Genomic DNA, 25,482 nt, shown 5'->3' with positions numbered 1-25,482 from the left:
CGCGGTGGGATCCTGGCCGGGACCAAGGCAGTAAAGTCGCCTGTAATTGTTATTTTTAGGCAGCTGAAAAACACACAAAGAAAATGAGACACACCTTCCTACTGCTCCTGGGCGCGTTCCTGCTGCTCCAGGGGATGCCGACCCATGCGCAACGCAACAAATCGAAAAACGCCGTCGAGGAAAAAAAGCTACCACTCCAGGCCTTTAAATTCCGGAATGTGGGCCCGGCTTTCCTTTCCGGCCGGATTGCCGACCTCGCCATCCACCCGGAGGATGACGATACCTGGTATGTGGCCGTCGGATCCGGCGGGGTATGGAAAACAGAGAATGCCGGCACTACCTGGACACCGCTCTTTGACGAACAGGCATCGTATTCCACAGGGTGTTTAACCCTGGACCCGCAAAACCCGGCCATTATCTGGGTAGGTACGGGCGAAAACGTCGGGGGTCGCCACGTGGCCTACGGGGACGGGATCTACCGGTCCAAGGACGGCGGCGCTTCCTGGGAAAACCTCGGGTTGAAGCAGACGGAGCATATCTCTAAAATTATCGTCCACCCGGACAATTCCGATGTGGTCTGGGTGGCCGCCCAGGGACCGCTCTGGAGCAAAAGGGGCGAACGCGGGGTGTACAAAACCACGGACGGGGGCGCCACCTGGAACCGCGTGCTCGGCAATGCGGAGTGGACCGGGGCCACAGACCTGCTTATCGACCCGCGCGACCCGCAGGTACTCTACGCGGCTACCTGGGACCGTCACCGGACGGTAGCTGCCCTGATGGGCGGTGGCCCGGGGACGGGGATCCATAAATCCACCGACGGGGGGGAGACCTGGGAGGAACTCACCTCGGGTTTGCCCAAGTCGAATATGGGGAAAATTGGCCTGGCCATCTCGCCCCAGGACCCGGATGTACTCTACGCGGCCATCGAACTGGACCGCACCCAGGGGGCGGTGTACCGCTCGGCAGACCGGGGGGCGTCCTGGAAGAAGATGTCCAACACGGTGTCCGGCGGCACCGGGCCGCACTACTACCAGGAGCTCTATGCGAGCCCGCATAAGTTCGACCGGCTCTACCTGATGAACGTCCGCGTACTCACCTCCGAAGACGGCGGGAAGACCTTTACGCAGCTGAAAGAGGAGGACAAGCACTCGGACAACCACGCCATGGCATTCAAAAAAGACGACCCGGATTACCTGATGATTGGGACGGATGCCGGCATCTATGAAAGCTTTGACCTGGCGGAGACCTGGAGGTACCACAAAAACCTCCCGCTCACCCAGTTCTATAAGGTGGCCGTCAACAACGCGGAGCCTTTCTACCACATCTTTGGCGGGACCCAGGACAATGGCTCGGCCGGTGGTCCTTCGGCTACGGACGAAGAGGAGGGGATTGCCAACCGGCACTGGTATAAGACCCTGGGCGCCGACGGGCACCAGTCCGCCACGGACCCTGAGTACAACAACATCATCTATGCAGAAACCCAACAGGGCGGCCTGCACCGGGTAGACCTGACCACAGGGGAACAGGTGTACATCCAGCCGCAGCCCGGGCCCGGAGACCCGCATGAGCGCTTTAACTGGGATGCACCTATCGTGGTTTCCCCCCACAACCCGGCCCGGCTGTATTTTGCCTCCTACCGCGTCTGGAAATCGGAGAACCGCGGGGATTCCTGGACGCCGATATCCGGCGACCTCACCCGCAACGAGGAGCGCCTGGAACTGCCCATCATGGGCCGGCAGCAATCCTGGGACAACGCCTGGGACGTCGGGGCCATGTCCAATTACAACACGATCACTTCCCTGAGCGAATCCCCCGTACAGGAAGGGTTGCTCTATGCGGGGACGGATGACGGGTACATCGCTGTAAGCAGCGACGGGGGCGGTTCCTGGGACCGCATCCCGGTAACGCGCCTCGGCCTCCCGGCCCGGAGTTTTGTGAACGACATCAAGGCAGACCTCCACGACGCCAATACGGTTTATGTGGCCCTGGACAACCACAAGGAAGGCGATTTCAACCCCTACCTGTTCAAGAGCACAGACCGGGGGCAGTCCTGGACGTCCATCGCGGCGGACCTCCCAGAGCGGACCCTCGTCTGGAGGCTCGTCCAGGACCACGTTAACCCCAGCCTGCTGTTTGCCGCCACGGAGTTCGGGGTATACACCTCCCTGGACGGAGGGAGCAACTGGCAGAAACTGCCCGGGACCCCAAACATGGGATTCCGCGACCTGGCCATCCAGAAACGGGAGAACGACCTGGTGGCAGCCTCATTCGGGCGGGGATTTTTTGTCCTTGACGACTATAGCGCGCTGCGGGAGATGACCCCTGAAAACCTTTCGGCCCGCGGCAAGTTGTTTGCCCCGCGACCCGCCAAATGGTATGTGCCCCGAAGCGAACTCGGGAACACCGGTGCCGATTTCTACCTGGCTGAGAACCCGGAGTTTGGGGCGGTATTCACCTATCACCTGGCCGATGAATTCACAACTGCCAAAGAAGCGCGGCAAAAAGCAGAAAAAGCGGCCAATGAGAAAAAGGCGGACATCCCCTTCCCCGGCTATGCGGCCCTCGATGAGGAGAACAGCGAACAGCCCGCCCGGGTCTGGCTTACCATCCGTGACAGCCAGGGGAACGTAATCCGCCATATCCAGCAAAAAGCATCCCAGGGGACCCACCGCATTGCCTGGGACCTCCGCCACGCAAGTACCGGGGCCATCGATCCGGAGCGCGATTCCCGGGGCTGGTTCAGCAGGGGCCCGCTGGCCACGCCTGGCAACTATACCGCCAGCCTCTCCCTGGAAAAGGAAGGTGAGGTTACAGTACTGGATGAAGGGGTGTCGTTTGAAGTAAAGCCAATCCGCGAAGGTGTCCTGGGAGGCATGGATTACGACAACTACAACACCTACCGCCGGGACCTGGCGGAAGTGCAACGGCGGATGGAAGTCCTCCGGGACCGTTTTGAACAGGCCGAAACATCCCTCAAGGGCTTTGAGAAGGCCCTGGAGCAAACCCCGGCCTCCCCGGCCGGCCTGGCGGGTGAAGTGCAGGAATTGCGGGAAGCCATCCGGGAGCTCCAGATAAAAACAGAGGGCAGCCCGGCCCGGGATGAGATCGGGGAGCGGAACCCACCCTCCGTCCAGAATTTCTTCGTGACTGCCTACCGCGGGATGAACACCACGTACGGCCCCACAGCCATGCACCGGCAAAGCCTGGACACAGCCCGGGACATGCTCGGGGAACTGGAGCCGCAGGTAAACCGGATTGCCGACCAGATGGTGCCTGCCCTGGAGCGGAAATTGGAGGCGGCCGGCGCGCCGTATATCAAGGGGAGGGATTGAATTGAGATTCCCGCAGGAGGCCCTGGCCACCTGTGGGATCTCTTTCTATCACCCGGTTGTTGAGTGAACAGTCCACCCGCCATATATAAAAGGACAGGATTAAAGGCCGTTGGTCGCTTATCGGTGTTGCCGCATTAAACCATTGAGGGATTGCCGTGTCTAAATTGACGAAAATACGCGCCGGGGTGGGCCCGGAGCCTTAAAAAAAACAGCCTTTCCATGCAATTCAACAACCGAAAAATCAGCAACCAATTCCGGGTATTCCACCGTTACCTCGGCTTTTTCCTGGCGGGGATCATGGCCGTTTACGCTATCAGCGGTATCGTCCTTACATTCCGCAATACGGATTATATGAAAAGCGATGTGCAGGTCAACACGAACCTGCCGACCGGCCTGGAAGGGGAGGAACTCGGGTCTGCCCTGAGGCGACGGGGGTTTGAGGTTGAACGGACGGAAGGAGATATGATCTACTTCCAGGGAGGCAGCTATAATGTGGCAACCGGTGAAGCCCGGTACACCGAGAAGCGGCTGCCGGTGGTCCTGGAAAAAATGAACAACCTCCATAAAATGCATTCCGGCAACCCGCTTTTTTGGCTGGGAATCTTCTTTGGCGTCGCCCTGTTATTTTTCTCGATATCTGCCTTTTGGATGTTCATGCCCGGGGCACCCGTATTCAAAAAAGGGCTCTATTTTGCGGGTGCCGGTTTCCTGTTGACGGTCATCCTGCTATTTGTCTGACACCGTTCCAGCGGGGCAATTTTCCTATCTTTAGGAAAAACCAACCCGAATGAAACGATTCTTTTTTTGCCTGATTGCCAGTGTCTGCCTGATTTCCTGTGAACAGGAAGGTCAGGAGGCGCGCATTGTCTGGGACACCTACGGGGTGCCCCACATCTACGCCTCCAACCAGGAGGACCTCTTCTTTATGCAGGGCTGGGCCCAGATGCACAACCACGCCAACCATATCCTGAAACTCTACGGGACTTCCCGCGGGAGGGGGGCCGAGTACTGGGGTCCCTCCAAACTGGCCGACGACCAGCTCATCCGGACCATGGGGTTCGATGTCCTGGCAGAGGAGTGGGCCGACTCCCAGGACCCGGAGCTCCGGGAGATTTACGCAGCTTTTGTCCGGGGGATGAATGCTTATGCGGAGGCCCATCCCGAGGCCATCCAACCGGAAAACCGTGAGGTGCTGCCTATTACCCCCAAGGATGTCAATATGCATAGTATGTACGTGGTCTTTACCCGTTTTATCGGCGGCTCGGACCTCGGCAGGGTCCAGCGATGGCCGGATATGGGTTCCAATACGTATGCCGTTGGCCCGTCCCGGTCGGCTTCCGGGAATGCGATGCTCGTCCAGAACCCGCACCTGCCCTGGTTCGGGGAATTCCTGTTTTTTGAATCGAATTTGATCCTGGAAGGCAGGCGCATGTACGGGACTACCCTGGTAGGGTTCCCGGGCATCGCGATTGGGTTTAATGAAAACCTCGGCTGGAGCCATACGGACAATACCATCGACAATTCGGATCTCTACGAGGTGGAACTGACCGAAGGCGGGTACCTCCTGGATGGTGAACCTACGCCTTTTCAGGAATCCGCAACCACCATCCGGGTTCGGCAGGAAGATGGCAGCCTGTCGGATGTGGAACTACCCCTTTTCCGGACGGAGCACGGTCCCGTCGTGAAGCGTGGCGACGACAAGGCCCTGACCATCCGGATGGTTGGGATGGACCGGCCCAATATGTTTTTACAGTGGTGGCGGATGATCAACAGCAGCAATCTGGAGGAATTCGAGAATGCCTTGCAGATGGCGCAAATCCCGTTCTGGAATGTAATGTACGCCGATCGCTTCGGGGATATCTTTTACCTGTTCAACGGGTTGGTGCCCCAACGCGGACAGGATGCCTGGGCGTATTGGGACCGGGTAGTGCCCGGGGGAAAGAGCGCGGATATCTGGACCGAGGTGCACCCCTATGAGGATTTGCCCAAGGTCAAAAACCCGGCCAATGGCTGGTTGCAAAACGCAAACGATCCCCCCTGGACCAGTACGATCCCCATGACCCTCAACCCGGACGACTACCCGGGGTATATGGCCCCGCGCTACATGCCTTTCCGGCCCCAGCGTTCGGCCCGTATGCTGCTCGAGGATGAATCCGTCACTTTTGAGGAACTCCAGGAGTACAAGCTCTCTACCCGGTTGGAATTTGCGGACCGGATTTTAGACGACCTGGCCCGGGCGGTAGACAGCCTGGGTTCGGATGGGGCCCGGGCCGCAATGGACCATTTGGAGGCCTGGGACCGGACAGCCGATGCGGAGAGTACGGGTACCCTGTTGTTTTTTAACTGGGCGCAGAAGTTCGGGCCCTACAGGGGTTCCAACTATGCGGTTGCCTGGGATGAAGAAGCCCCCACTACCACCCCGGATGGCCTGGCGGACCCGGCGCGGGCCGTACAACTGCTCGAAGCAAGCGCAGAAGAAATCACCGGGAAATACGGCACCCTGGAGGTGCCCTGGGGCGACTACTACCGGATCAATTACAATGGGAAGGATTTGCCCGCCAACGGCACGGACGGTTCCCTGGGGGTATTCCGCGTTGCATGGCCGGGATCCGGGGACGAAGACCACCTGTACGTGGGTGGGGGCGATTCCTGGGTCGGGGTGATTGAATTTGCGGATTCCGTCCGGGCCAAGGTGCTGCTGAGTTACGGAAATGCCACCCAGCCGGGATCCCCGCACTTCGGGGACCAGCTCGAGCTCTTTTCCCGCAAGGAATTCCGGGACGCCTGGTTTACAGATTCGGCCATTGAGTCCAACACCGCCAGAGTTGAAAAACTGGAAGAAATCCAACCAAAAAGTGCTACCGAATAACATGGAAAAATTACCGAATTCCCCCCGACTTGCTTACCGGCGCCTACTGAAAGCCTTGCAACCTGTCGTTGGCGCGGTGCTCCTGATGGCAACCCTTACAGCCTGCCGGCAGGAGCGGGAGGCAGGCCCCACGATTCCCGGGATCCAGGAGAACGTCGAGGTAATCCGCGACCCGTACGGCATCAACCATATTTACGCGAAGAACGAACACGACCTGTTTTTTGCCCAGGGCTACCTGGCCGCCCGAGACCGGCTGTTCCAGTTTGAAATCTGGCGGCGGCAGGCCACCGGGACGGTAGCCGAAATCCTGGGCGAACGGGAACTCCAACGGGATATCGGGACGCGGTTGTTTGCCTATCGGGGCGACCTGGAGGAGGACTTTGGCGTATACCACCCACGGGGTTCGGCCATCATCCGGGCGTATACCGACGGGGTCAATGCCTATATCGAGGAGGCGCTGGCCCATCCCGAATCCCTGCCCTTGGAGTTCCGGGCTCTGGGAATCCTGCCCGGAAAGTGGACCCCGGATGTGGTGATCTCCCGCCATCAGGGGCTCCTGGGCAACAGCGACGAGGAACTGGCTATTGGACGGGCGGTGGCGGCCATCGGGGAGGAGGCCGTGAAATCCCTCCTCTGGTTTCACCCGAAAGAACCGGACCTGGAATTGGCGGACGGCATTGATGCGGAGTCCCTTTCCGAAGACATTTTGAAACTTTACAATGCCTACCGCAAGCCGGTTCGCTTTGAGCCGGAGGACATGGACCCTGGCTTCCCGGGTAGTAGCGTAGCGCTTGAAAACCTCATGGGTAATCCGGATACCCCAGACCTCCTGACTGCAGCTGATAAACCTGCACTGCCTGTGTCCGACAGCCTGTCGATTGGCAGCAACAACTGGGTGGTTGCAGGGGAACGCACGGCCAGCGGCCACCCGGTAATGGCCAATGACCCCCATCGCCGGATCAGTGTGCCATCCCTGCGCTATATGGTCCACCTGGTGGCGCCTGGCTGGGATGTGATCGGCGGTGGCGAGCCGGAGATCCCAGGGGTGTCTATCGGCCACAACCCCCATGGGGCCTGGGGCCTGACTGTATTCAGGACGGACGGGGAGGACATCTACGTCTATGATACGGACCCGGAGGACCCGGACCGCTACCGGTATCGGGAGGGTTGGGAAGAAATGGAAACCATCCGCGAATCCATCCCCGTGAAAGGCCGCGAGGCTGAGGATGTGACGCTGAAATATACACGTCACGGGCCGGTCCTCTTCCAGGATACGTTGCGGAACAAGGCCTACGCGATGCGGTGCGCCTGGCTGGAGCCCGGGGGGGCACCCTACCTGGCGTCGCTCAGGATGGACCAGGCGCGTTCCTGGGAGGAATTCCGGGAAGCCTGCAATTACAGCCATATTCCCGGGGAAAACATGGTCTGGGCGGACACGGCGGGCAACATCGGCTGGCAGGCGGTGGGCATTGCCCCGATCCGGCCAAATTTTTCCGGTTTGGTGCCCGTGCCCGGGGACGGCTCCCACGAGTGGGACGGCTATTTGCCCATTGTGGAGAAGCCCCATGCGTTGAACCCGGATAAAGATTTTATCGCCACGGCCAATCAGAACGTGTCCCCCCCGGAGTATGACCGGTGGGATGCCGTTGGATATTCCTGGTCGGACCCCTTCCGGGGTGACCGGATTGAGGAGGTGCTCGGCAGGGAGAAACCGCTCGACCTCAAAGAAATGCAGGCCCTGCAGACCGATTACCTGTCACTGCCTGCCCGGGAACTCACTCCATATCTGCAGGGGATGGAGTTCAGCGGGCGCGCTGCTGAGGCCCGGGAGCAGTTGTCCGGCTGGGATTACCGATTGGAGCCGGAATCGGTGGCAGCGGCCATCTATGTGGCCTGGGAAAACCGGATCCGCGAAGCAGCGCATGAGCAATTTGTCCCGGAGGCCGCAAAACCGCATATCGGGAGCCTGCAACTGGAGCGTATCCTGCAGTGGGTTCGGGAACCGGGGCAGCGCTTCGGCAACCCGTCTGCCCGGAGTGCTTTCCTCAAAGAGGCGTTTGAATCGGCCGTTGAGGGTCTGGAACAGCGCCTGGGAGCCGATATGTCCCAATGGCAGTACGGGCAGCCGAAGCTGAAACACATTACCATCCGCCACCCGCTGAGCGGCTTGTTGCCCGACCGCCGGGAATCCCTGGACCTCGGGCCCCTGCCGCGGGGCGGCAACGGGTACACGCCGGGGTCTACCGGTAACAACATGAACCAAAGCAGCGGGGCCACATTCCGCCTGGTGGTCCCGGTAGGGGACTGGGACCGGGCCCGCGCCATGAACAGCCCGGGCCAGTCCGGCGACCCGGACAGCCCGTATTACGGCAATTTGTTTGAGGCCTGGGCCAGGGACCAATATTTTCCCCTGTATTACTCAAGGGATTCCATCCTGAAGCATGCGGATGCCCGGATGGTCCTGCAGCCGGAATAGCGCCAGCCGATTTTTAAGGTGCGGCTATCAGGCTAAACGCCCCGCGGACCAGGACCGTGGTTTCTCTACTGAGGCCGTCCCCGGTTACAGCAACAAACCCCCGGGCCTTCTGGCCTGTGGATATCGGGATTTGCCGCATCCGGTAGCCATCCTCCCGCTGCTCCTCCAGGACCAGGATGTAGGATTGGCCGCCCTGGGTGACCACCGCTCCCTCCGGGAGGGACAGCATGGCCGAAGGGGACGCGTTGTCCCGGGCACCGGTCACGGAGGTGCTGCCGGAGTTTTCGCCGGTGCCCGGATCACCCAGTTCAATTTGTGCCCGGACGAACATCCCTACCAGGAGGTTTGCCCCGGTCGCTTCTGCCAGGTGTGCATGAACTTTAACGGTCCGGTCCGGCCCGATTGACGTACCGATCAGATAGACTTCGGCATTGTACTGCTGCCCGGATTGTTCCGGGAGGCTGAACCGGATAGGCTGCCCGATCCGTAATTTGCCGATATCCTTTTCATAAACAGTCAACTCCAGGTGAATATGGTCATCGTCGACGATCTCGACTATCTCCGTGGCCTGGGATACAAAAGCTCCTTTGATTACGTTTACCTGGGTGACGGAACCGGCAATTGGGGCGTACACCTGGCTTTCGGCACGCAGGTTGCCGGGCTCCAGGGTTTCCGGGTCAAAATTCAGGAGTTTCAACTGGCTGCCCAGGCCCCCCAACCGCGCCAGGGCGGTTTTGTAATCGCTTTCTGCCTGCAGATAACTTTTTTCCGAGCTGATTTTTTCCCCGTAGAGTGTTTTTTGCCGGCGGTATTCGGCCTTTTTGTACGGCAATTGTTCCCGGGTTTCCAGGTAATCCTGTTGGAGTTGTAAAAATTCAGGATTTTCCAGGGCCGCAATCCGCTGTCCCTTCCGGACGCGGTCACCCACGAGCAGGGAGATGGATTTGACAAACCCGCCCCGTACCGCGCTGACGACGGCCCGGTTTTCCGGGGGGACGTCGATAGTACCGCTAACTTCCAGTATTTCCGCAAAATTTCGCATCTGAGGATGCCCCAGTTGCATGCCGTTTCCATCAAATTGTTCCGGGCTGATCAGGACGATATCCCCGGCCGGTTCTCTATCTGCCAGATTACCGGCAGGGTTTTCCCGGGAATTGCAGGCGCCGAGCCCAACGGCCAACAGGAGCATCCCGATTCGATATAAAATTCCAGGTGTAAACATATCAGTATTTGATAAAATTAATGTTGAGAATGCTTTGGTTATAGGATTCCAATTGGTCCAGGTAGTCCAGTCGGATCCCATAGCTGTTTTCCAGGCTCTCGATATACCTGAAAAAATCGATTTCCCCATTGTGGAACCCGGCCTCAGCGGCCTCCATGATGGCAGTTGCCAGTTGGTTGCCTTCTTCCTTATAGTAAGAAAGAGCCTGACGTTCCTGTTGCAGCTGTTCCTGCAATTGCTCCTGCCTGGTATCCAGCCCAAGGGAGTAAGCTTTCTGATCCTCGATAATGGCCGATTCCGCCAGGCGGGCAGCACGGATTCTGGAGGCCTGCCCCCCAAAGAATACGGGGATACTGACTCCCAGCAAATACCCCTCAAAGGCATTTTTCGTCACCTCGTTGGTCCCCCGGAAGTATTCTGCGCTCAGGTCGGGTAACAGGCGGTTTGCTTCAAGTTTCCGGGTGTATTTTTGAGCGGCAAGCCGATTTTGGAAGTTTCGGATTTCTGGGATTTGGGATATATCCGGCGGTGCGGCCACCAGTTCCATCGGCGGCGGGGCTTCCAGGGGCGGCAGGCTGTCGTCCTGCACCTGAAGCCGGATTTCCGACTCGAGTTTGCTGGCGCGGGTCCTGGCTGCCTGCAGTTCCAACCGGATCTGCTGCTGCTTGGACCGGGCTGTTACTTTTTCCAGGTAGTTGGTGGCCCCGAGCTCAAACCGCCGGTCCGCTGCCCGGGCGAAACGGGAGTAGAGGGTGTCGAGTTGCCGGTAAATGCGCAACTTTTCACGTGCGATCACATAGCTGTTGTACAGGCTGCTGATCTGAAGATAGAGGTCCCGTTTTTCAGATTCATAGGAATTGTTTGCCATTGCCGCTTCATAGCGGAGGGCATTCCGTTTGGCTGTGTAAACGGTAGGGAATTCAAAGCGCTGCCGGATCCCGATTACATCCAGGGGGACGCCATTGGCCAGGTTGTTCTGGTCGCGACTGTAGAACAATTCCGCCTTATCCAGGGTAAACGCCGTACCCCTCAGGGCTTCTGCCGTTTCCCGCCGCAGGTCGGCCGCCCGGAGCCTGCTGTTGTTCTTTTCCGCCCGGGCCAGGAGACTGTCCAGGGATATCCCGAGGTCCTGCGCCTGAAGGGGCCCGGACAGTACCAGTAGCATGAGCACCCCCGGAAGTTTCCCGCCGCGGGGAAGCGGGAATCCCACCTTCTTGTCTTTCCTGGAAAACAGGCTGTAGAGTACCGGTAGGACAATCAGCGTCAATAGCGTTGCACTCACCAGCCCGCCGATTACCACGGTTGCCAGCGGCCTTTGAACCTCGGCACCTGCATTGGTTGAAACAGCCATAGGCAGGAATCCGAGGGCAGCCGCAGAGGCTGTCAGCAGAACGGCCCGAAGCCGGTCGGTTGCGCCCCGCCGGATCAAGGCCTCCAGGTTTTCACCCCCTTTTTTCATTAATTCCTTAAAGTGCTCTATCATAACGATCCCGTTGAGGACGGCGATGCCGAAGAGTGCGATAAAACCCACTCCGGCGGAGATGCTGAAAGGCATCCCGCGTAGCCAGAGCAGGAATACACCGCCCACTGCCGACAACGGGATGGCCGAGAAGATCATCAGTGCGTCCTGAGCAGACCCGAAGGCAAAATAGAGCATGATGAAAATAAGCAACAGGGCAATGGGCACGGCGACAGCCAAACGCGATTTGGCACTGCGGAGGTTTTCGAACTGCCCGCCGTAGGTGATACTATATCCGGGGGGGAGGTCGATTTTCTCCTCTACAAGCCCGCGTATATCATCCACCACGGATTGCAGGTCCCGGTTTCGCACATTGATCCCGACCACCATCCGCCGACGGGTGTCATCCCGGGAGATTTTTGCAGCCCCTTCCTGCAATTCCACCCGGGCGACTTCGGATAAGGGTACCTTCCCGCCTCCGGGCAGGTCGATAAAGAGTTGCCCGACTTCCTCCAGGCGGCCTCGATGGCCTTCCTCCAGGCGAAGGACCAGGTCGAATCGGCGTTCGCCTTCGTAAACCTGGCCTACGGGCCTGCCGGCATAGGCGAGCGAAAGCGTTTGGTTGATTTCCCGGATGTTCAGACCGTATCGCGCAATGCGCTCCCGATCGTAGGAGATGTTCAATTGCGGGAGCCCTTCGATTTTTTCCACGACAATATCGGCAGCCCCGGGGACCGTCTCTGCCAGGGTTTTGATGCGATCGCCCAGACGGGCCAGTTGATTCAGGTCTTCCCCGAACACCTTGACAGCAATATCCGCCCGTACCCCGGTTATCAATTCATTAAAACGCATTTCAATAGGCTGGGTGAATTCCACCTCCAGACCGGGAATCACTGCGAGTGCCTCCTTGAACCGGGCGGCCAGGCCATCCTTGCTGGTGGCCGATACCCACTCGCTGCGGGGTTTCAGGGTAATGATCACATCGCTTTCCTCCATACTCATGGGATCAGTGGGAACTTCTGCCGCGCCAATCCGGGTAACAACCTGCTCCACTTCCGGGAACTCCTCCAGCAGGATATTTTCAATTCGCGTGGTCGTCTCGATGGTTTTCTGGAGGCTGGTACCTGTTTTCAGGACGGGTTGAATGACAAAATCCCCTTCGTCCAGGGTGGGCACGAATTCTGCGCCCATGATAGCGAATAAACCAAGTGCTAGCAACAGGCAAGCGCCCGCCGCGCTGATAACCATGCGCTTGCGCCGGAAAGCCCAGCCAAGAGCCCGGCCGTACCAGTGTTTCAGGCGCGTCATCATCCGGTTCGGGAACGTCCGGCGATCCGGGTCCACTGGTTTGAGGATCAGGGAGGACATAACAGGGACGTAGGTAAAGCAAAGGATTATAGCGCCGATCAGCGTAAAGCTGAAAGCGAGGGCCATCGGACGGAACATTTTCCCTTCCACCCCGCTCAATGCCAGGATAGGTATAAATACGATAAGGATGATCAATTGTCCGAAAATCGCCGAAGTCATCATTTTGGAAGCGCCTTCCCGCGTGATTCTGTCCCGCCGGATGTTCAGCGGTTCCCCACCCCCCTCAGCGCTGCCGGGTAAACGCCTGGATAATCGATAGGCGATATATTCCACAATGATAACGGCCCCGTCGATAATGATGCCGAAATCAATGGCCCCCAGGCTCATCAGGTTGGCATCCACCCCGAATAGGTGCATCAGGGAGATACCGAATAATAGGGACAGGGGGATGACCGAGGCGACAATAAGCCCGGACCGGAAATTCCCCAACAACAGGACCACGACGAAAATGACGATCAGGCACCCCAGGACCAGGTTTTCCACTACGGTGGACGTAGTGCGGGCGATGAGCTCGCTGCGGTCTAGGAAGGCATTGATATACACCCCTTTTGGCAGCGACCTGGAGATAGAGGCCACCCGTTCCTTGACGGCCTGGATAACCTCTTTGGAATTGGCCCCTTTGAGCATCATTACCTGCCCGAGGACCTTCTCGCCTTCCCCGTTGCCGGTAATCGCTCCGAATCGCGGCGCCCGCCCAAAGCCTACCTGGGCAACATCCCGAACATAGAGCGGGATCCCGTCGATAGTTTTGACGACGGTATTCCGTATGTCCTCCAGGGAACCGATCAGGCCTTCCCCCCTGATAAAATACGCCTGGTTGCCTTTTTCAATGTAACTGCCCCCTGCGATCCCGTTGTTCCCCTCCAGGGCATCCACCAGGTCGGATACCGTTACCCCCATGGCCATGAGCCGGTCCGAATTGACGGCAACTTCGTATTGCTTCAGGTTTCCGCCCCAGGTATTGACCTCCACCACCCCGGGGATACCCGAAAGTTGTCGTTTGATGATCCAATCCTGGATCGTCCGGAGTTCTGTAGCTGTGTAGCGGTCCCTGAATTCGGGTTCTACATCCAGGATGTACTGGTATATTTCTCCTAATCCGGTACTGATGGGGCCCATCGTGGGTGTCCCGAATCCCTCGGGAATCCGGTCGGCGGCGGCATTGAGCTTTTCCGCGATCAGCTGTCGGGGCAGGTAGGTGCCCAGACGGTCCTCAAAAACGATGGTAACTACGGAAAGCCCGAATTTGGAAACGGATCGTATTTCTTCAACGCCTGGCAAGTTGGCCATTTCGAGCTCCACCGGATAGGTGATAAAGCGCTCCATGTCCTGAGTAGACAAATTGCGGGAAGTGGTAATCACCTGCACCTGGTTGTTGGTCACGTCCGGAACGGCGCCCACGGATAGCCGTGTCAGGGAGTACAGGCCGGTAGCGGCCAGGGCGCCCGTAAACAAGAGGACCAGGAATTTATTTTTAATACTGAAATCAATGATGTTGTTGAGCATATCACAAGGGTGAGAATCAAACAAATATCCGGGGCCACCCTGGTGGGTGTCCGGTCTTCAAATGGTTTGAAAAAATGTGATTAAGCTTGTCGCGGTGGCTGGAAAACCCCGGATTGGAAAGGGGTAGACCGCAGTGGGATATAGTGGAAATTCGGTTTTTGTGCGGGCGATTCAGGAAGCCAGCCAAATTCAAAAGCAGGTTTGCGAAGGATGAAGGTGTGCGCGCCGCTTAGGTGTGCCAATTGCTGGAACGGCAATTGCTCGTGCTGGGGTTGCTCTTCCTGGTGCTCCCGGCTGTGCTCCTCTTTTTCAGCTCCATAGTGTTTGGAGAGGAATACGAAAAAATTGTCCCCGAATTGCTGCCGGTGATATTGCGCGTGCTCAAGCAGTTCGTCGAGCTGCACCAGGTCCGATACCGTTACATGGAAGCTTTGCAGGAGCATCAGGGCGGACATGGATATGGCAAAAAGGCGCATCATAACCTCTACAAGGTACGAATTCTTCCACTAAAAGCCTTGTCCGGTTTAAAAAACCGTTTTCCGTTTTAATAGCGATCAGGGAGGCGGTTTATTTGAATTAGTTTGCGACTCCAGGTTTGGAAAACCGGTGTGGCAAGGCTTTGAGTGGGGAAAATCATAAGCCGGGCTGGCCGGCAGCCCGCCTGGCAACAAAAAGAAGGAACGGTCGCGTGCTGCTCCTTCTTTTTTTATGGGCTGAATCGACCCGCCCGGGCATGGTATTGAACCGTTTATCGAATAGTGCAACCTTTTGAACGGATTTCAACAACCCGGCCGGCCGAAGATTTATAATTTGTGGAGGAACCCAATGATAGAATAACTATGGAACAGTTAAAAAAGCCAGCCGTTTATTTCCTGCTCTGGTTATCCTCTTTACTCCTTTACGTATTGGTATTGTAATAAAATGAATGTATACCGGCAGTACGATCCGTAACGATTCGTGCGAAAGCCGGAAAATAAAATGCATAAAAAATGCCCGCCAGAAATGGCGGGCTTTTATTTTATATCTGGTGAATCGTTGTGCCCCGGCTGTCCGGTGGCTCAGTAGCTGCCGGTATCCCGGGCAGGGAGCGTGGCCCGCTACCAATTGGACTCATCCGCTTCCATATAGAAACCATTGCGGATTTTAAACTGCCGGAGTTTTTCCTTGATCCGCGATACGGAAGCGTCTTCCCCGCCCTGGAAATAGTTTATTTGGCGATGGTTCATCGGGATAAATGGCTGGACCTGTTGGTCCCGGTCGCGTCCCGGGGACTCTGAGGCCCTGTCTGTAGCCTTTGCGCGGCTGAACAAGGTCCGCAACAGGATCAACAGGCAAACCCCGCTGATGATCCCGACAATCAAACCGGAATAGAACTCATAGGTCATAGGATTCTTTTTTTTCAAAATTACCCCAAAAGCCGTGCCTCGATTGATGTAATTCGGGAAGAAATTATCCTAATTCGTCGGAATGTGCCGGATTGATGGCCCGGAAGACTCCTATCGCTACCGGGGAATCACTACGGGTTTGCAAGTGCGAATTCATAATATTTACGGGGCTTTTGGTAACTAATTGTAATCTTATAAGATTGTTTTAACATCTGTTTTGATGCGGGAAAGCGTAAATATTGCATACGTCCGGTCATTGGGGAGATTAAGTTTTATCCGTTTTCCCGGGCTGGGACCAAAGCAGAAACCGATCATGTTGACCATTTCTATCAAGGCAAATTCCATTTCCGAATACTTTGCACAGGTGCAAAATGTTCTGGGCGGGGAACTGACCGATTACTGGGGCGAATACGTCCTGGATATAGACAACCAGTACGCCAGGGGATCCCTGCGTTATCGGGAATTCGAATGGGGAGCCAGCGTCTTTGACTACGACATTGTTTTTCACCAGCCAACCGTATTTCGCATCTGTACCATACGATATAACCCGATCCACTTTGTCTATTGCCTGGAAGGTCATAGCGAACACCGTTTCGGGCACGAATCCGAAACCCGGAAATTCGAGCAATTCCAGTCCGTGATCGTCACCGGTCCGGCCGAGGGGTTTCAAACGGGGGAATTTCCAGCGGGGGTGCCGTTGAAGATCAACTCCATCCGCATCGACCGCGAAAAATTCATCAGCAACAGGCTGCAGGTGGTCGAAACCTTAAACCAGCGGCTCTACGACGTGTTCCACGATGTTGAAAGGCGGCAGGCGTTTGCCTACCAGGGATCGTATAACCTGGCCCTGGCCCCCCTGGTGGAAAAATTGTATAGCCTGGAATCCCGGGGCCTGATCCGCATCATGCAGATAGAAGGCCTGATACTCCAAATCCTCTCCGCCCACATCATGGACCACGAAGAATCCATGGCCGGCACAAACGGTAACGTACGGGTCCTGAGCCGGGAACTAATGATAGTCCGGGACATTGCACGGCAAATTTCTGAGCAGGTTGCCGGCGATTATTCGCTCCCTGCCCTGTCGAAGGCCACCGGGCTTTCCCAGTACAAACTGCAGGAAGGGTTTAAAAGCCTCTATACCCGGACCGTGGCGGATTACGTGCGGCACGTACGCCTGGAAACGGCGCGCAACCTGTTGCGGAAGACGGATATGAACATCAGCGAGGTGGTTTATTCCGTGGGTTTTAACAGCAGGAGTTATTTCTCGAATATATTTAAAAAGCAATACGGCCTCAGCCCCAGCGATTTCATCAGCAAACTCAGGCGGACGGGTTCGGATTAGCGTATGAATCGCACCTAGATTCGGCGACCTGTTTTGCACGGCTAAAGACCGGTTTGCCGGGGAAATTGCGTAAATTTCCCGGAACAGATCGTTTAAGCTAAAAACCATGGGATCCATCCGGCTCATTTTCCTGTTGCTGCTGACTTTCCCGGTGGGTTATGGACAGTCGGATGCGGCATTGCGCCCAAAACTCGTCGTGGGCGTGGTGGTGGATCAGATGCGATTTGATTATCTGGAAAAATACCGTGAAAATTTCGGCGATGGGGGCTTTCTGCGACTCCTCCGCGAAGGTTACTCCTTTGAGAATATGCAGTACGACTACATACCTACCGTAACCGCGGCGGGTCATGCCTCCATTTACACGGGCACCACGCCTTCCGGCCACGGGATTATCGGGAATTCATGGTACGACCGGGACGCGGGCCGAATAGTTGACAACGTAGGGGATACCACCGTGCAAATTATCGGATCGCTGATGCCGAATGGAGAAGGCCGTTCACCAGCGCGGTTGATGGCGCCCACACTTTCGGACCGTCTGCGCGAATGGGCGGGGCCGGAGTCGCGGATTATCAGCATTTCCCTGAAGGATCGGGGGGCGATACTGCCCGGGGGCCACCAGGCGGATGCCGCGTACTGGCACGATTGGGAAACCAGTCCGGGTTATTTTGTTTCCAGCACCTATTACATGGACGCGCTCCCTGCCTGGGTGGAAGATTTCAACGCAGCGGGTCTTTCTGAAAACTATATGCATCAGACATGGACCCCGTTGCTTCCCATGGAGGCCTACAAGAACAGCGCCCCGGACGACAACCCATACGAGGTGGTCCTCAAGGGCAAGGATGCCCCGGTTTTTCCCTACGACCTGGCTGCGATGCGCAGTGAATACGGGGAAGGGCAACCCTATCACAACATCCTCTGGGCCACGCCCTACGGGAATGAACTCGTAAGGGAATTTGCCCTGAGGGCCCTGCGGTCTGAGGAGCTCGGAAAGGATTCGATTCCCGACTTTTTAGGGATCAGTTTTTCAACCCCCGACGTGGCAGGGCATACTTTTGGCCCGCAATCGGTGGAAATGGCAGATATCTACCTGCGGCTCGACCGGGATATTGCCAAACTCCTCCAGGCGCTGGACCAGGAGGTCGGGCAGGGCCGGTACCTCCTCTTCCTGACTTCTGATCACGGCGTCCATCCGGTGGTATCCCAGGCGCAGGAACAGGGTCTTCCTGCAGGGTTGGCGGTACTTCCCAGATACCGTCAGGATCTGATGTTCCATCTGTCCCTTCGATACGGCGCTTTTAATTGGATTGAATCGTTTGGCACCGAACAGATCTATCTAAACCGCAAACTGGCAGAAGAAAAGGGAATTCCACTTGCGGAAATCCAGCAGGTCGCCGCTGCATTCATGGCTGAGCAACCGGGTGTTCGCTATGCCCTGACGGCATCTGACCTGGCAGAGAAAGCGATGAAAGCCCCACTGCCGGCCATGTTGCAGAAGGGATTTTATGCGAACCGGTCAGGGGATGTGCTACTCGTCTACGAACCAGGTTATGCGCCAACTATGAATTATCGAATCGCCGTCTCCGAAGTTCGAGGAGCCACCCATGGTTCCGGATATGCCTTCGACACCCATGTGCCGCTGTTGTGGTTTGGCGCGGGGATTCCACAAGGTTCCACCGACCGCCTGGTGCATCCGGCCAATATTGTCCCGACACTGACCCGTGTGCTCAATCTCACTCCGCTGCCCGGGGCGGCCGGCCAGCCTCTTGACGAGTTACTCGACTGACAGCACCTATTGGTCCCGTGCAGAAACCAGGATCTGCTCCCGGTAGGACGTATCGTCCCTGAGAATCTGAAAAAAGTTTTCGAGGAAGTCGCGGGTGTTCTGGAATTGCCGGCTATTGTGAAAATCCTCCGCCATGGAATCCAGATAGGCCATCACCCGGGGTTTCAGGTCCAGGTATTGGCGGCGCACCGCATCGAAGACCTGCGGATCCCGCTTAAACCCCCTGAAGAGTCGCTGGGTAACCTTTTCAATGTCCAGGTTATCGCCCTGTACACTGGAAACAACCGCATAGTGGGCATTTACCATGCCGCTCATGTCGAAATCATACGGAATGGGGATGGCTTGCCGGCCATCGACGAATATAAGTTTTTCGTTGTGTTGGTAGGCCGATGAGAAGTCCGTATTGCCAATCATAAACTGAAAGAAATCGTTCTGTACGGAGCTCAGGTGGTCTTGTTGTAAGGGGTGTACGGTTCGTTTCAGGCGTTTACCCCGGTTTCGGTCCGCCACGTTTGCAATATCCTCGATCATAAACGCTTCGAGTTCATAGGCTTTTTCGTTCCGCTTCTTCTGGTCTACATATTCCAGCCGCATCCGGCGTGTACGGAAGTGGAACGGGGTGACCATCTCATAAAATTTGTACGCCAGGTATTCCTTCAGGACGTAGTCGGCGCAGTCGTCGGTGGGCGCACAGGGCAGGACAAATTTCAGTTCCTTAATGCCTTCAAATAACGTTCCCCGGGCAGCGGCCTTTTTGATCCGGACTTTAACCGGCGCGAGAAAACAGTTGGCCTTCCGCCAATTTCCCCTGGCGCGAATGCGGACTTCCACAGAATCCCAGGCCTCGTCCCCAACCCGGTAAAGCAGCATCGTATTCAGATACGTACTGTCGTTCGTGTCCCGGATCAGGTCGCGATTGGAGTAACTCAGCCGAACGTCAAGCCGCTCGGTGCTGCTGAAAAGCGGTTTGGCTGCGCCATCTGCCGGCTCTTGTTGACCCAGGATGGCGCCCGGAAGCTGCAGGAGCAAAATCAACAGGCATCCCAGTAATCGGGATTGTATTTTCACTATCTTAGACGTTAACAATGCTTTAAGATAATAAAAATTTACGCCATAAATATTTATTTGTCCATTATTAATTGGCGAACACTCAGGGTGTTGCTGGCTTCTGCTTTGGTCACTTTTCTGGCACTAGAATTCCAGATTGCCTACAATGTGGACCTGACTTTGCTCAGTATTGCCATTGTTTTCCCATTGGTCTTTTCCATCCGCGGCTCGTTCCGGCGCAGGGAAAAAGCGCTTCAGCATTTCAGCCAGTTCCGGAGCGCCCTGAAAACCCTGTCGTACTACATCGGCAGCAACGAGGCACTTCCCCAGGAACAGAAAAACCACATGGCGGGGTTGCTTTCCAGCATCAGCGACAAAACCATCGAACACCTGGGCAGGAATGACCCCTCCACAAAGGCGGTTGATGAGAGCATCAACCACATCCATGAATACCTGCTGGAACTCGGCGCCTTGGCCCCCGTCAAACTCAAGGACCGGGTTTTCAGGTTTTTAAACGACCTGCACGAAGGTTTCGAAAACCTGCACGCCATCAATATCCACCGGACCCCGGTGTCCCTCAAGGCGTACTGCCTGATATTCATCTATCTGTTTCCGTTGGTGTACGCCCCGAACATCCTGATGAATATCGGCACCACCCATCCGGACATTGTCGTATTTTTTATTGTTTTGCTGACGCAGTTTATCCTGGTAACCCTTTATAACATCCAGGACCAGTTGGAGTATCCCTTTGACGAGGACGGGCTGGACGACATCAAATTGCAGAATTTTAAAATAGACCGCTGAGGCTGGCTATGGATCGGTTTGTCCCGGGAATTACGCGGGCGTTCAGCTAAGTTCCAGGACCATCCGGTAGTCGTCCATGATAAAGGCCATCCCCAATGGTCCTTGAACGGTGCCTTCCCCTTTTCCAAACCCCATGCGCTCATAGGCCCAGGATACTTGCCAAATGTCCTGTTACCGTGAGGGCAATCTGCCGGCAGCCCCAGACCCCGGCCTGGTTTCGGATATGTTCCATGGCTGCCCGTGCCAAACCCCTGCCCCGGTGGCTTTTCAGGACATAGATCTTGCTCAGGAAGAGGGCTTCCCCCTGCTTTTCATAAGCAAAATACCCGGCGGGCTGCCCGCGGTCTTCCAGCAGGTAATAGCGCATACCGGCGGCCGACTGCCCGGCGATGGCGCCGGCAGTCTGGAATTTGCGCAGCATATAGTCTACCTGCGGCTTGCCGATGATGGGGATGTAGTGTTCGCGCCAGATCGTATCGGCTAGTTCTTCAATCGCCGCATAGGCTTCCGGGGAGTTGGCAAATAGTATCTGTGTCATAAGCGTTCCACAAAGGTGCAATGCGAACCAGGCGCCTTCAAATATACAGTTTGGGCCTCATTTAAGCCGGTGGCGGGAATTCGATTAATTGGCTACATTTACGCGACTGACACCAAAAATGCACGATTCATGAAAATTTCCCGCTTTCCTTTTGCTGGTGGCCCCCTGGGTGTGCCAGCGGCCAGGATCCTCACGTCTGTGATGTTGTTGGCCGGCATTTATATATCATCCGCCCAGCCGGACAGCCCCGTAATCGGGCGCTGGGACCTCACCGTTTCCATGGACGGGCGCGAATTGCCCTCCTGGCTGGAAGTGAAATTATCCGGACAATCCACGCTGGTGGGATACTATGTAAGTTTCGCAGGGAGTGCCCGGCCCATATCCGAGGTCCACGCCGACCGCGGGAGTTTCTCCTTCAGCCTGCCTCCCCAGTGGATCGGAAAGCACTACATGCATGTACACGGAAAAGTTGAGGGCGACACGATCAGCGGGGAACTCCTTTACCACACGGGCACGAGCCATTCATTTAAAGGGGTTCGCGCGCCGGAACTGCTCCGGGAGGAGCCGGAGGCCTGGACCCCCGCCCGCCCGCTGATTGCAGATTCGGGCCTCGACGGGTGGACCACCACCCCGGGGAGCGATACAAACCAGTGGGAGGTTGTTGACGGCGTACTCAACAGCCCGGCTTCGGGCGCCAACCTGATGACTATTGAAAAATTTGACGACTTCAAGCTGCACGTGGAGTTTCGCGTCCCCGAAGGCTCCAACTCCGGGATTTACCTGCGGGGGCGGTATGAGGTGCAGGTGGAAGACAGCTACGGGAAGCAGCCGGAGTCTATCTATCTGGGCGGGGTTTACGGCTTCCTGAGCCCGAATGAAATGGCCGCCGCCCGGGCCGGGGAGTGGCAGACATACGATATCACGCTCGTGGGCCGCCGGGTCACCGTGGTCTTGAATGGCAAGACGATCATCCACCGCCAGATCATCCCGGGGATTACCGGGGGCGCCCTCGACAGCGCAGAGGGCGAACCGGGGCCCATCATGCTCCAGGGCGACCACGGCCCGATTTCCTATCGGAATATGACCGTATCGGTGCCCGCAAACTAAACCAGATATTACCTACCCGGGCCCGAATCCCATTGACCGGATCCGGTTCCTGCCAATAAAGACCAACAAAATGAAAAGATATTTCCTCCTGGCCGGCCTGTTGAGCCTGGCCTTTTCAACTTCCTTCGCCCAAGAAATCAACGAATACCTGACCCCGGTGAAATTCCGGAACATCGGACCGTTCCGGGGTGGGCGCTCTACGGGGTCCTCCGGGGTTGTCGGCGACCCGCTTACCTATTATATGGGGACCACCGGGGGCGGGCTCTGGAAGACCACCGATGCCGGACAGCGTTGGACGAATATCTCCGATGGATATTTTAAAACCGGTTCAGTCGGGGCCGTTACGGTTTCGGAGAGCCACCCGAACGTGGTCTATGTCGGCATGGGGGAACACGCCCCCCGGGGGGTGATGACCTCCTATGGGGACGGGGTCTACAAATCCGTAGATGGCGGGAAGACCTGGGAGCACCTGGGGCTGGAACTCACGCGGCATATTTCGCGGATCATCGTCCACCCGGAAAATCCGGACCGGGTATGGGTGGCCGCCCAGGGCGCCCTGCACGGCCCCACCCGGGAACGGGGCATCTACAAATCCGAGGACGGGGGAAAGACCTGGAAAAACGTCCTCTTTGTCAATGAACTCACCGGGTGCAGCGACCTGTCCATGGATGTACACAACCCGCAGGTGCTCTATGCCGCCATGTGGGAACATATCCGCAAGCCCTGGCAGGTAGTCAGCGGCGGGCCGGGCAGCGGGCTCTATAAATCCACCGACGGGGGCGAGACCTGGAAGCAGATCCATAAGGGGCTCCCCGAGGAGAAAGGTAAAATGGCCATTGCCGTGTCCCGGGCCAACCCGGACCGGCTCTACGCCGTAATTGAAAGCGACACGCAGAAGGAAAAAGGCGGGCTTTTTACATCTGCAAACGCAGGGGCGAGCTGGAGCCGCGTGAGCGATGACCACCGGCTCGTGCAGCGGGCCTGGTATTATATCGAAGTGACCCCGGACCCCGTGGATGAACACACTGTCTACGTCTTAAGCGCCTCTGCCTACCGATCCATCGACGGGGGGCGGAACTGGGAGCAAATCCGCACGAACCACGGCGACTACCACGATTTGTGGATCAACCCGAAAAATCCGAAAAACATGGTAATTTCCGACGACGGGGGGGCGGAGATCACCTTTGACGGGGGCAGCAGCTGGTCGCGCCAGGATAACATGCCCACTGCCCAGTTCTACCGGGTAGCCGTGGACAGCCTCTTCCCGTACAACCTCTACGGGGGGCAGCAGGACAATACCTCGGTCAAGATTGCCAGTATCGGGATGGGTTCTTCCGGGATCGGCCGGGAGCACTGGAGCCCCTCGGCCGGGGGGGAAAGCGCCTTTCTGGGCTTCGACCCGAACGACCCGAAAAAGGTCATGGGGGGCAGTTACCTCGGCTATGTGGAGCTGCTGGACGTACCCTCGCAAACGGGGACCCTGGTCATGATCGAACCGAACCTCTACCTGGGGTTGCCGGCCCGGGAAATGAAGTACCTGTTTAACTGGAACGCGCCGATTATTCGTTCCATGCACGAGCCGGACACGTATTACCACGCGGCCCAGTACGTGCTGCGGACCCGGGACCAGGGGATGAGCTGGGACGTGATATCCCCGGACCTCACCCGCGATTTGGATGAAAAGCAAGGCAATGGGGGAGCGCCCTACACGAACGAGGCGGTGGGGGCCGAAAACTACGGGACGATTTCGTACCTCATCGAGTCGCCCCATGAACCCGGCACGATGTACGCGGGGAGCGATGACGGCATGGTCCACATTACCCGGGACGGGGGTGCTACCTGGCAGGACGTGACGCCGAAAGGCCAGGGAGAGACCCTGGTCAACGCCATCGAAATTTCCCCCCACGACCCGGGTACCGTTTATATCGCCACCACCCGGTATAAATTCAACGATTTTCGACCCGGCCTACTGAAAAGTACGGACTACGGGAAGTCCTGGACGGCTATCAACCGGGGGATCCCGGACGGGGCCTATACCCGGGTGGTCCGGGAAGACCCGGTCCGAAAAGACCTGCTGGTGGCCGGCACGGAAACGGGCCTCTACCTGTCCTATAACGGGGGTACGGATTGGGAACGCTTCCAATCCAACCTGCCCGTGGTGCCGATCACCGATTTGCAGATCCGTTTTGGCGATTTGATCCTGGCTACCCAGGGCCGTTCGTTCTGGATCTGTGACGATATGGCCTTGTTGCGGCAGGTCCCCGGCCGTACGGATGGGTTGAAACTCTATACCCCGGGCGATGCGATCTATCCGAACTGGTACAGCTCCATGGACGGACCGGACCCCAACGGGACTCACCCCTTTGCCGGGGTCAACCCGCCCAGCGGCATGCCGGTGTATTACCAGCTGCCCCAGACGGTCGATTCCACGGAATTGCGGCTGGAAATCCGCGATGCCTCCGGGAAGCTGGTCCGCGCGTTCAGTTCCCAGGCCGACGACTCCTATAGGTCGTACGAAGGGGCACCCCCCAGGCCGCCCGTCCTGCCCAGTCAGCCGGGGCTCAACCGGTTTGTCTGGGACATGCGGTACCCGCCCCTGCCCGGGGCACCCGAGGTTTATATCGAGGGCAGTTTCCGGGGCCACCGGGCCATCCCGGGTACGTATACCCTGGAACTTATCCACGGGGATACCCGCCAGAAGGCCACGGCCTCTATCCTGCCGAATCCGGCCCTGCCCACCACGGAGGCCGAGTTCTCAGACTATCATGAGTTTATGGAAGGGGCCGAAGCGACCTATCGGGAAATGACCCACATGACCAATGGCATGCGGGAAGCTCGCATGCGTCTGAAGGACCTTATCGGGCATTTGGAAGAAGCCGGGAAGCCCGAACTCGCCGGGCAGGGAAAAGACCTGGCTGCGGAGATGGACCAATGGGATTCCACCATGGTGCAGCGGCTTTCCAAGGCCTATGACGATGTGGAAAACTACGTAAACGGGTTTACAGCCGAATACCTGACCGCCCTGAACCACGGGGACAGCGGGATCCCGAGGGTTAACAAGGGGACTAAGGAGAAGATAGCCGCCCTGAACCAACGCTGGGCGCAGCACCGCGCAACCGCCCGCCGCATCCTGGATTCCCGGGTACCTGGCTTTAACGCGGCGCTTCAGGAAGCCGGGATCGGCGCCCTGTACCTGCCGCCCATGCCCTGACGCAGCAACCGGAGATCGCCGGCCCGATCTCCG

General features: G+C 57.3%; 15 protein-coding genes. 9 read left to right on the top strand and 6 right to left on the bottom strand.

What is annotated here, in order from left to right; all coding sequences use genetic code 11:
• Positions 1–83: 83 nt before the first annotated feature.
• The 4 genes from RB2501_RS02120 (at position 84) to RB2501_RS02105 (ending at position 8,677) form a co-directional block, all read left to right on the top strand.
• Positions 84–3,332, top strand: a complete 3,249-nt coding sequence (locus RB2501_RS02120; RefSeq protein WP_015753072.1) for a WD40/YVTN/BNR-like repeat-containing protein — start codon at positions 84–86, stop codon at positions 3,330–3,332.
• 219 nt (positions 3,333–3,551) lie between these two features.
• Positions 3,552–4,070, top strand: coding sequence for a PepSY-associated TM helix domain-containing protein (locus RB2501_RS02115; protein WP_015753071.1), 519 nt, complete (start codon positions 3,552–3,554; stop codon positions 4,068–4,070).
• A gap of 49 nt (positions 4,071–4,119) precedes the next feature.
• Positions 4,120–6,201: an acylase gene (locus tag RB2501_RS02110; protein WP_015753070.1), complete on the top strand. Its 2,082-nt coding sequence runs from the start codon at positions 4,120–4,122 to the stop codon at positions 6,199–6,201.
• Position 6,202: 1 nt separating this feature from the next.
• Positions 6,203–8,677: a penicillin acylase family protein gene (locus RB2501_RS02105; RefSeq protein WP_015753069.1), complete on the top strand. Its 2,475-nt coding sequence runs from the start codon at positions 6,203–6,205 to the stop codon at positions 8,675–8,677.
• Between the two features lie 13 nt (positions 8,678–8,690).
• Here the strand turns inward: RB2501_RS02105 and RB2501_RS02100 are convergent, their stop codons facing one another.
• The 4 genes from RB2501_RS02100 to RB2501_RS02085 all read right to left on the bottom strand — a co-directional run bounded on the left by RB2501_RS02100 (position 8,691) and on the right by RB2501_RS02085 (position 15,617).
• On the bottom strand, positions 8,691–9,899 hold the full coding sequence (locus RB2501_RS02100; RefSeq protein ID WP_041326904.1) for an efflux RND transporter periplasmic adaptor subunit: 1,209 nt from the start codon (positions 9,897–9,899) through the stop codon (positions 8,691–8,693).
• Position 9,900: 1 nt separating this feature from the next.
• Positions 9,901–14,232 carry a CusA/CzcA family heavy metal efflux RND transporter gene (locus RB2501_RS02095; protein WP_015753067.1) on the bottom strand — a complete coding sequence of 1,444 codons (4,332 nt, stop codon included), beginning with the start codon at positions 14,230–14,232 and terminating at the stop codon, positions 9,901–9,903.
• A gap of 80 nt (positions 14,233–14,312) precedes the next feature.
• Entirely contained in the window at positions 14,313–14,711 is a 399-nt protein-coding gene (locus RB2501_RS02090; RefSeq protein WP_015753066.1) for a hypothetical protein, read from the bottom strand.
• 618 nt (positions 14,712–15,329) lie between these two features.
• A complete protein-coding gene (locus RB2501_RS02085) occupies positions 15,330–15,617 on the bottom strand; it encodes a hypothetical protein (protein WP_015753065.1) in 288 nt (95 codons plus the stop codon).
• Positions 15,618–15,930: 313 nt separating this feature from the next.
• Here RB2501_RS02085 and RB2501_RS02080 point away from each other — a divergent pair, with 313 nt between their 5' ends.
• Positions 15,931–16,959, top strand: coding sequence for a helix-turn-helix transcriptional regulator (locus tag RB2501_RS02080; RefSeq protein ID WP_041327406.1), 1,029 nt, complete (start codon positions 15,931–15,933; stop codon positions 16,957–16,959).
• 106 nt (positions 16,960–17,065) lie between these two features.
• The gene (locus tag RB2501_RS02075; RefSeq protein WP_015753063.1) at positions 17,066–18,742 is read left to right on the top strand and encodes an alkaline phosphatase family protein; all 1,677 of its coding nucleotides are present in this window, start codon (positions 17,066–17,068) and stop codon (positions 18,740–18,742) included.
• Between the two features lie 6 nt (positions 18,743–18,748).
• Here RB2501_RS02075 and RB2501_RS02070 read toward each other — a convergent pair whose 3' ends face one another.
• A complete protein-coding gene (locus RB2501_RS02070; RefSeq protein ID WP_015753062.1) occupies positions 18,749–19,810 on the bottom strand; it encodes a hypothetical protein in 1,062 nt (353 codons plus the stop codon).
• A gap of 57 nt (positions 19,811–19,867) precedes the next feature.
• On the opposite strand from RB2501_RS02070, the gene RB2501_RS02065 reads away from it, so the two are divergent.
• Positions 19,868–20,593, top strand: a complete 726-nt coding sequence (locus RB2501_RS02065) for a hypothetical protein (RefSeq protein ID WP_238528093.1) — start codon at positions 19,868–19,870, stop codon at positions 20,591–20,593.
• A gap of 139 nt (positions 20,594–20,732) precedes the next feature.
• Here the strand turns inward: RB2501_RS02065 and RB2501_RS02060 are convergent, their stop codons facing one another.
• Complete coding sequence (locus RB2501_RS02060) at positions 20,733–21,131, bottom strand: GNAT family N-acetyltransferase (protein WP_015753059.1); 399 nt, start codon at positions 21,129–21,131, stop codon at positions 20,733–20,735.
• 129 nt (positions 21,132–21,260) lie between these two features.
• Between RB2501_RS02060 and RB2501_RS02055 the strand changes: the two genes are divergently transcribed.
• Together RB2501_RS02055 and RB2501_RS02050 are read left to right on the top strand one after the other, a co-directional pair.
• Positions 21,261–22,238, top strand: a complete 978-nt coding sequence (locus tag RB2501_RS02055; protein WP_015753058.1) for a 3-keto-disaccharide hydrolase — start codon at positions 21,261–21,263, stop codon at positions 22,236–22,238.
• Positions 22,239–22,308: 70 nt separating this feature from the next.
• Positions 22,309–25,449, top strand: coding sequence for a WD40/YVTN/BNR-like repeat-containing protein (locus RB2501_RS02050; RefSeq protein ID WP_015753057.1), 3,141 nt, complete (start codon positions 22,309–22,311; stop codon positions 25,447–25,449).
• Positions 25,450–25,482: the final 33 nt, after the last annotated feature.

The sequence above is a fragment of the Robiginitalea biformata HTCC2501 genome (genome assembly GCF_000024125.1).
GTDB lineage: Bacteria > Bacteroidota > Bacteroidia > Flavobacteriales > Flavobacteriaceae > Robiginitalea > Robiginitalea biformata.
Note: the sequence above shows the minus strand (reverse complement) of the source record. Positions and strands in the feature narration are given on the sequence as shown.

Excerpts from the sequence above, each read along its gene's own strand:
- RB2501_RS02090 (WP_015753066.1), bottom strand. The coding sequence starts at position 14,711 with ATGATGCGCCTTTTTGCCATATCCATGTCCGCCCTGATGCTCCTGCAA.
- RB2501_RS02100 (WP_041326904.1), bottom strand. The coding sequence starts at position 9,899 with ATGTTTACACCTGGAATTTTATATCGAATCGGGATGCTCCTGTTGGCC.
- RB2501_RS02105 (WP_015753069.1), top strand. The coding sequence starts at position 6,203 with ATGGAAAAATTACCGAATTCCCCCCGACTTGCTTACCGGCGCCTACTG.
- RB2501_RS02095 (WP_015753067.1), bottom strand. The coding sequence starts at position 14,232 with ATGCTCAACAACATCATTGATTTCAGTATTAAAAATAAATTCCTGGTC.
- RB2501_RS02050 (WP_015753057.1), top strand. The coding sequence starts at position 22,309 with ATGAAAAGATATTTCCTCCTGGCCGGCCTGTTGAGCCTGGCCTTTTCA.
- RB2501_RS02075 (WP_015753063.1), top strand. The coding sequence starts at position 17,066 with ATGGGATCCATCCGGCTCATTTTCCTGTTGCTGCTGACTTTCCCGGTG.
- RB2501_RS02055 (WP_015753058.1), top strand. The coding sequence starts at position 21,261 with ATGAAAATTTCCCGCTTTCCTTTTGCTGGTGGCCCCCTGGGTGTGCCA.
- RB2501_RS02060 (WP_015753059.1), bottom strand. The coding sequence starts at position 21,131 with ATGACACAGATACTATTTGCCAACTCCCCGGAAGCCTATGCGGCGATT.
- RB2501_RS02080 (WP_041327406.1), top strand. The coding sequence starts at position 15,931 with ATGTTGACCATTTCTATCAAGGCAAATTCCATTTCCGAATACTTTGCA.
- RB2501_RS02115 (WP_015753071.1), top strand. The coding sequence starts at position 3,552 with ATGCAATTCAACAACCGAAAAATCAGCAACCAATTCCGGGTATTCCAC.
- RB2501_RS02120 (WP_015753072.1), top strand. The coding sequence starts at position 84 with ATGAGACACACCTTCCTACTGCTCCTGGGCGCGTTCCTGCTGCTCCAG.
- RB2501_RS02110 (WP_015753070.1), top strand. The coding sequence starts at position 4,120 with ATGAAACGATTCTTTTTTTGCCTGATTGCCAGTGTCTGCCTGATTTCC.
- RB2501_RS02085 (WP_015753065.1), bottom strand. The coding sequence starts at position 15,617 with ATGACCTATGAGTTCTATTCCGGTTTGATTGTCGGGATCATCAGCGGG.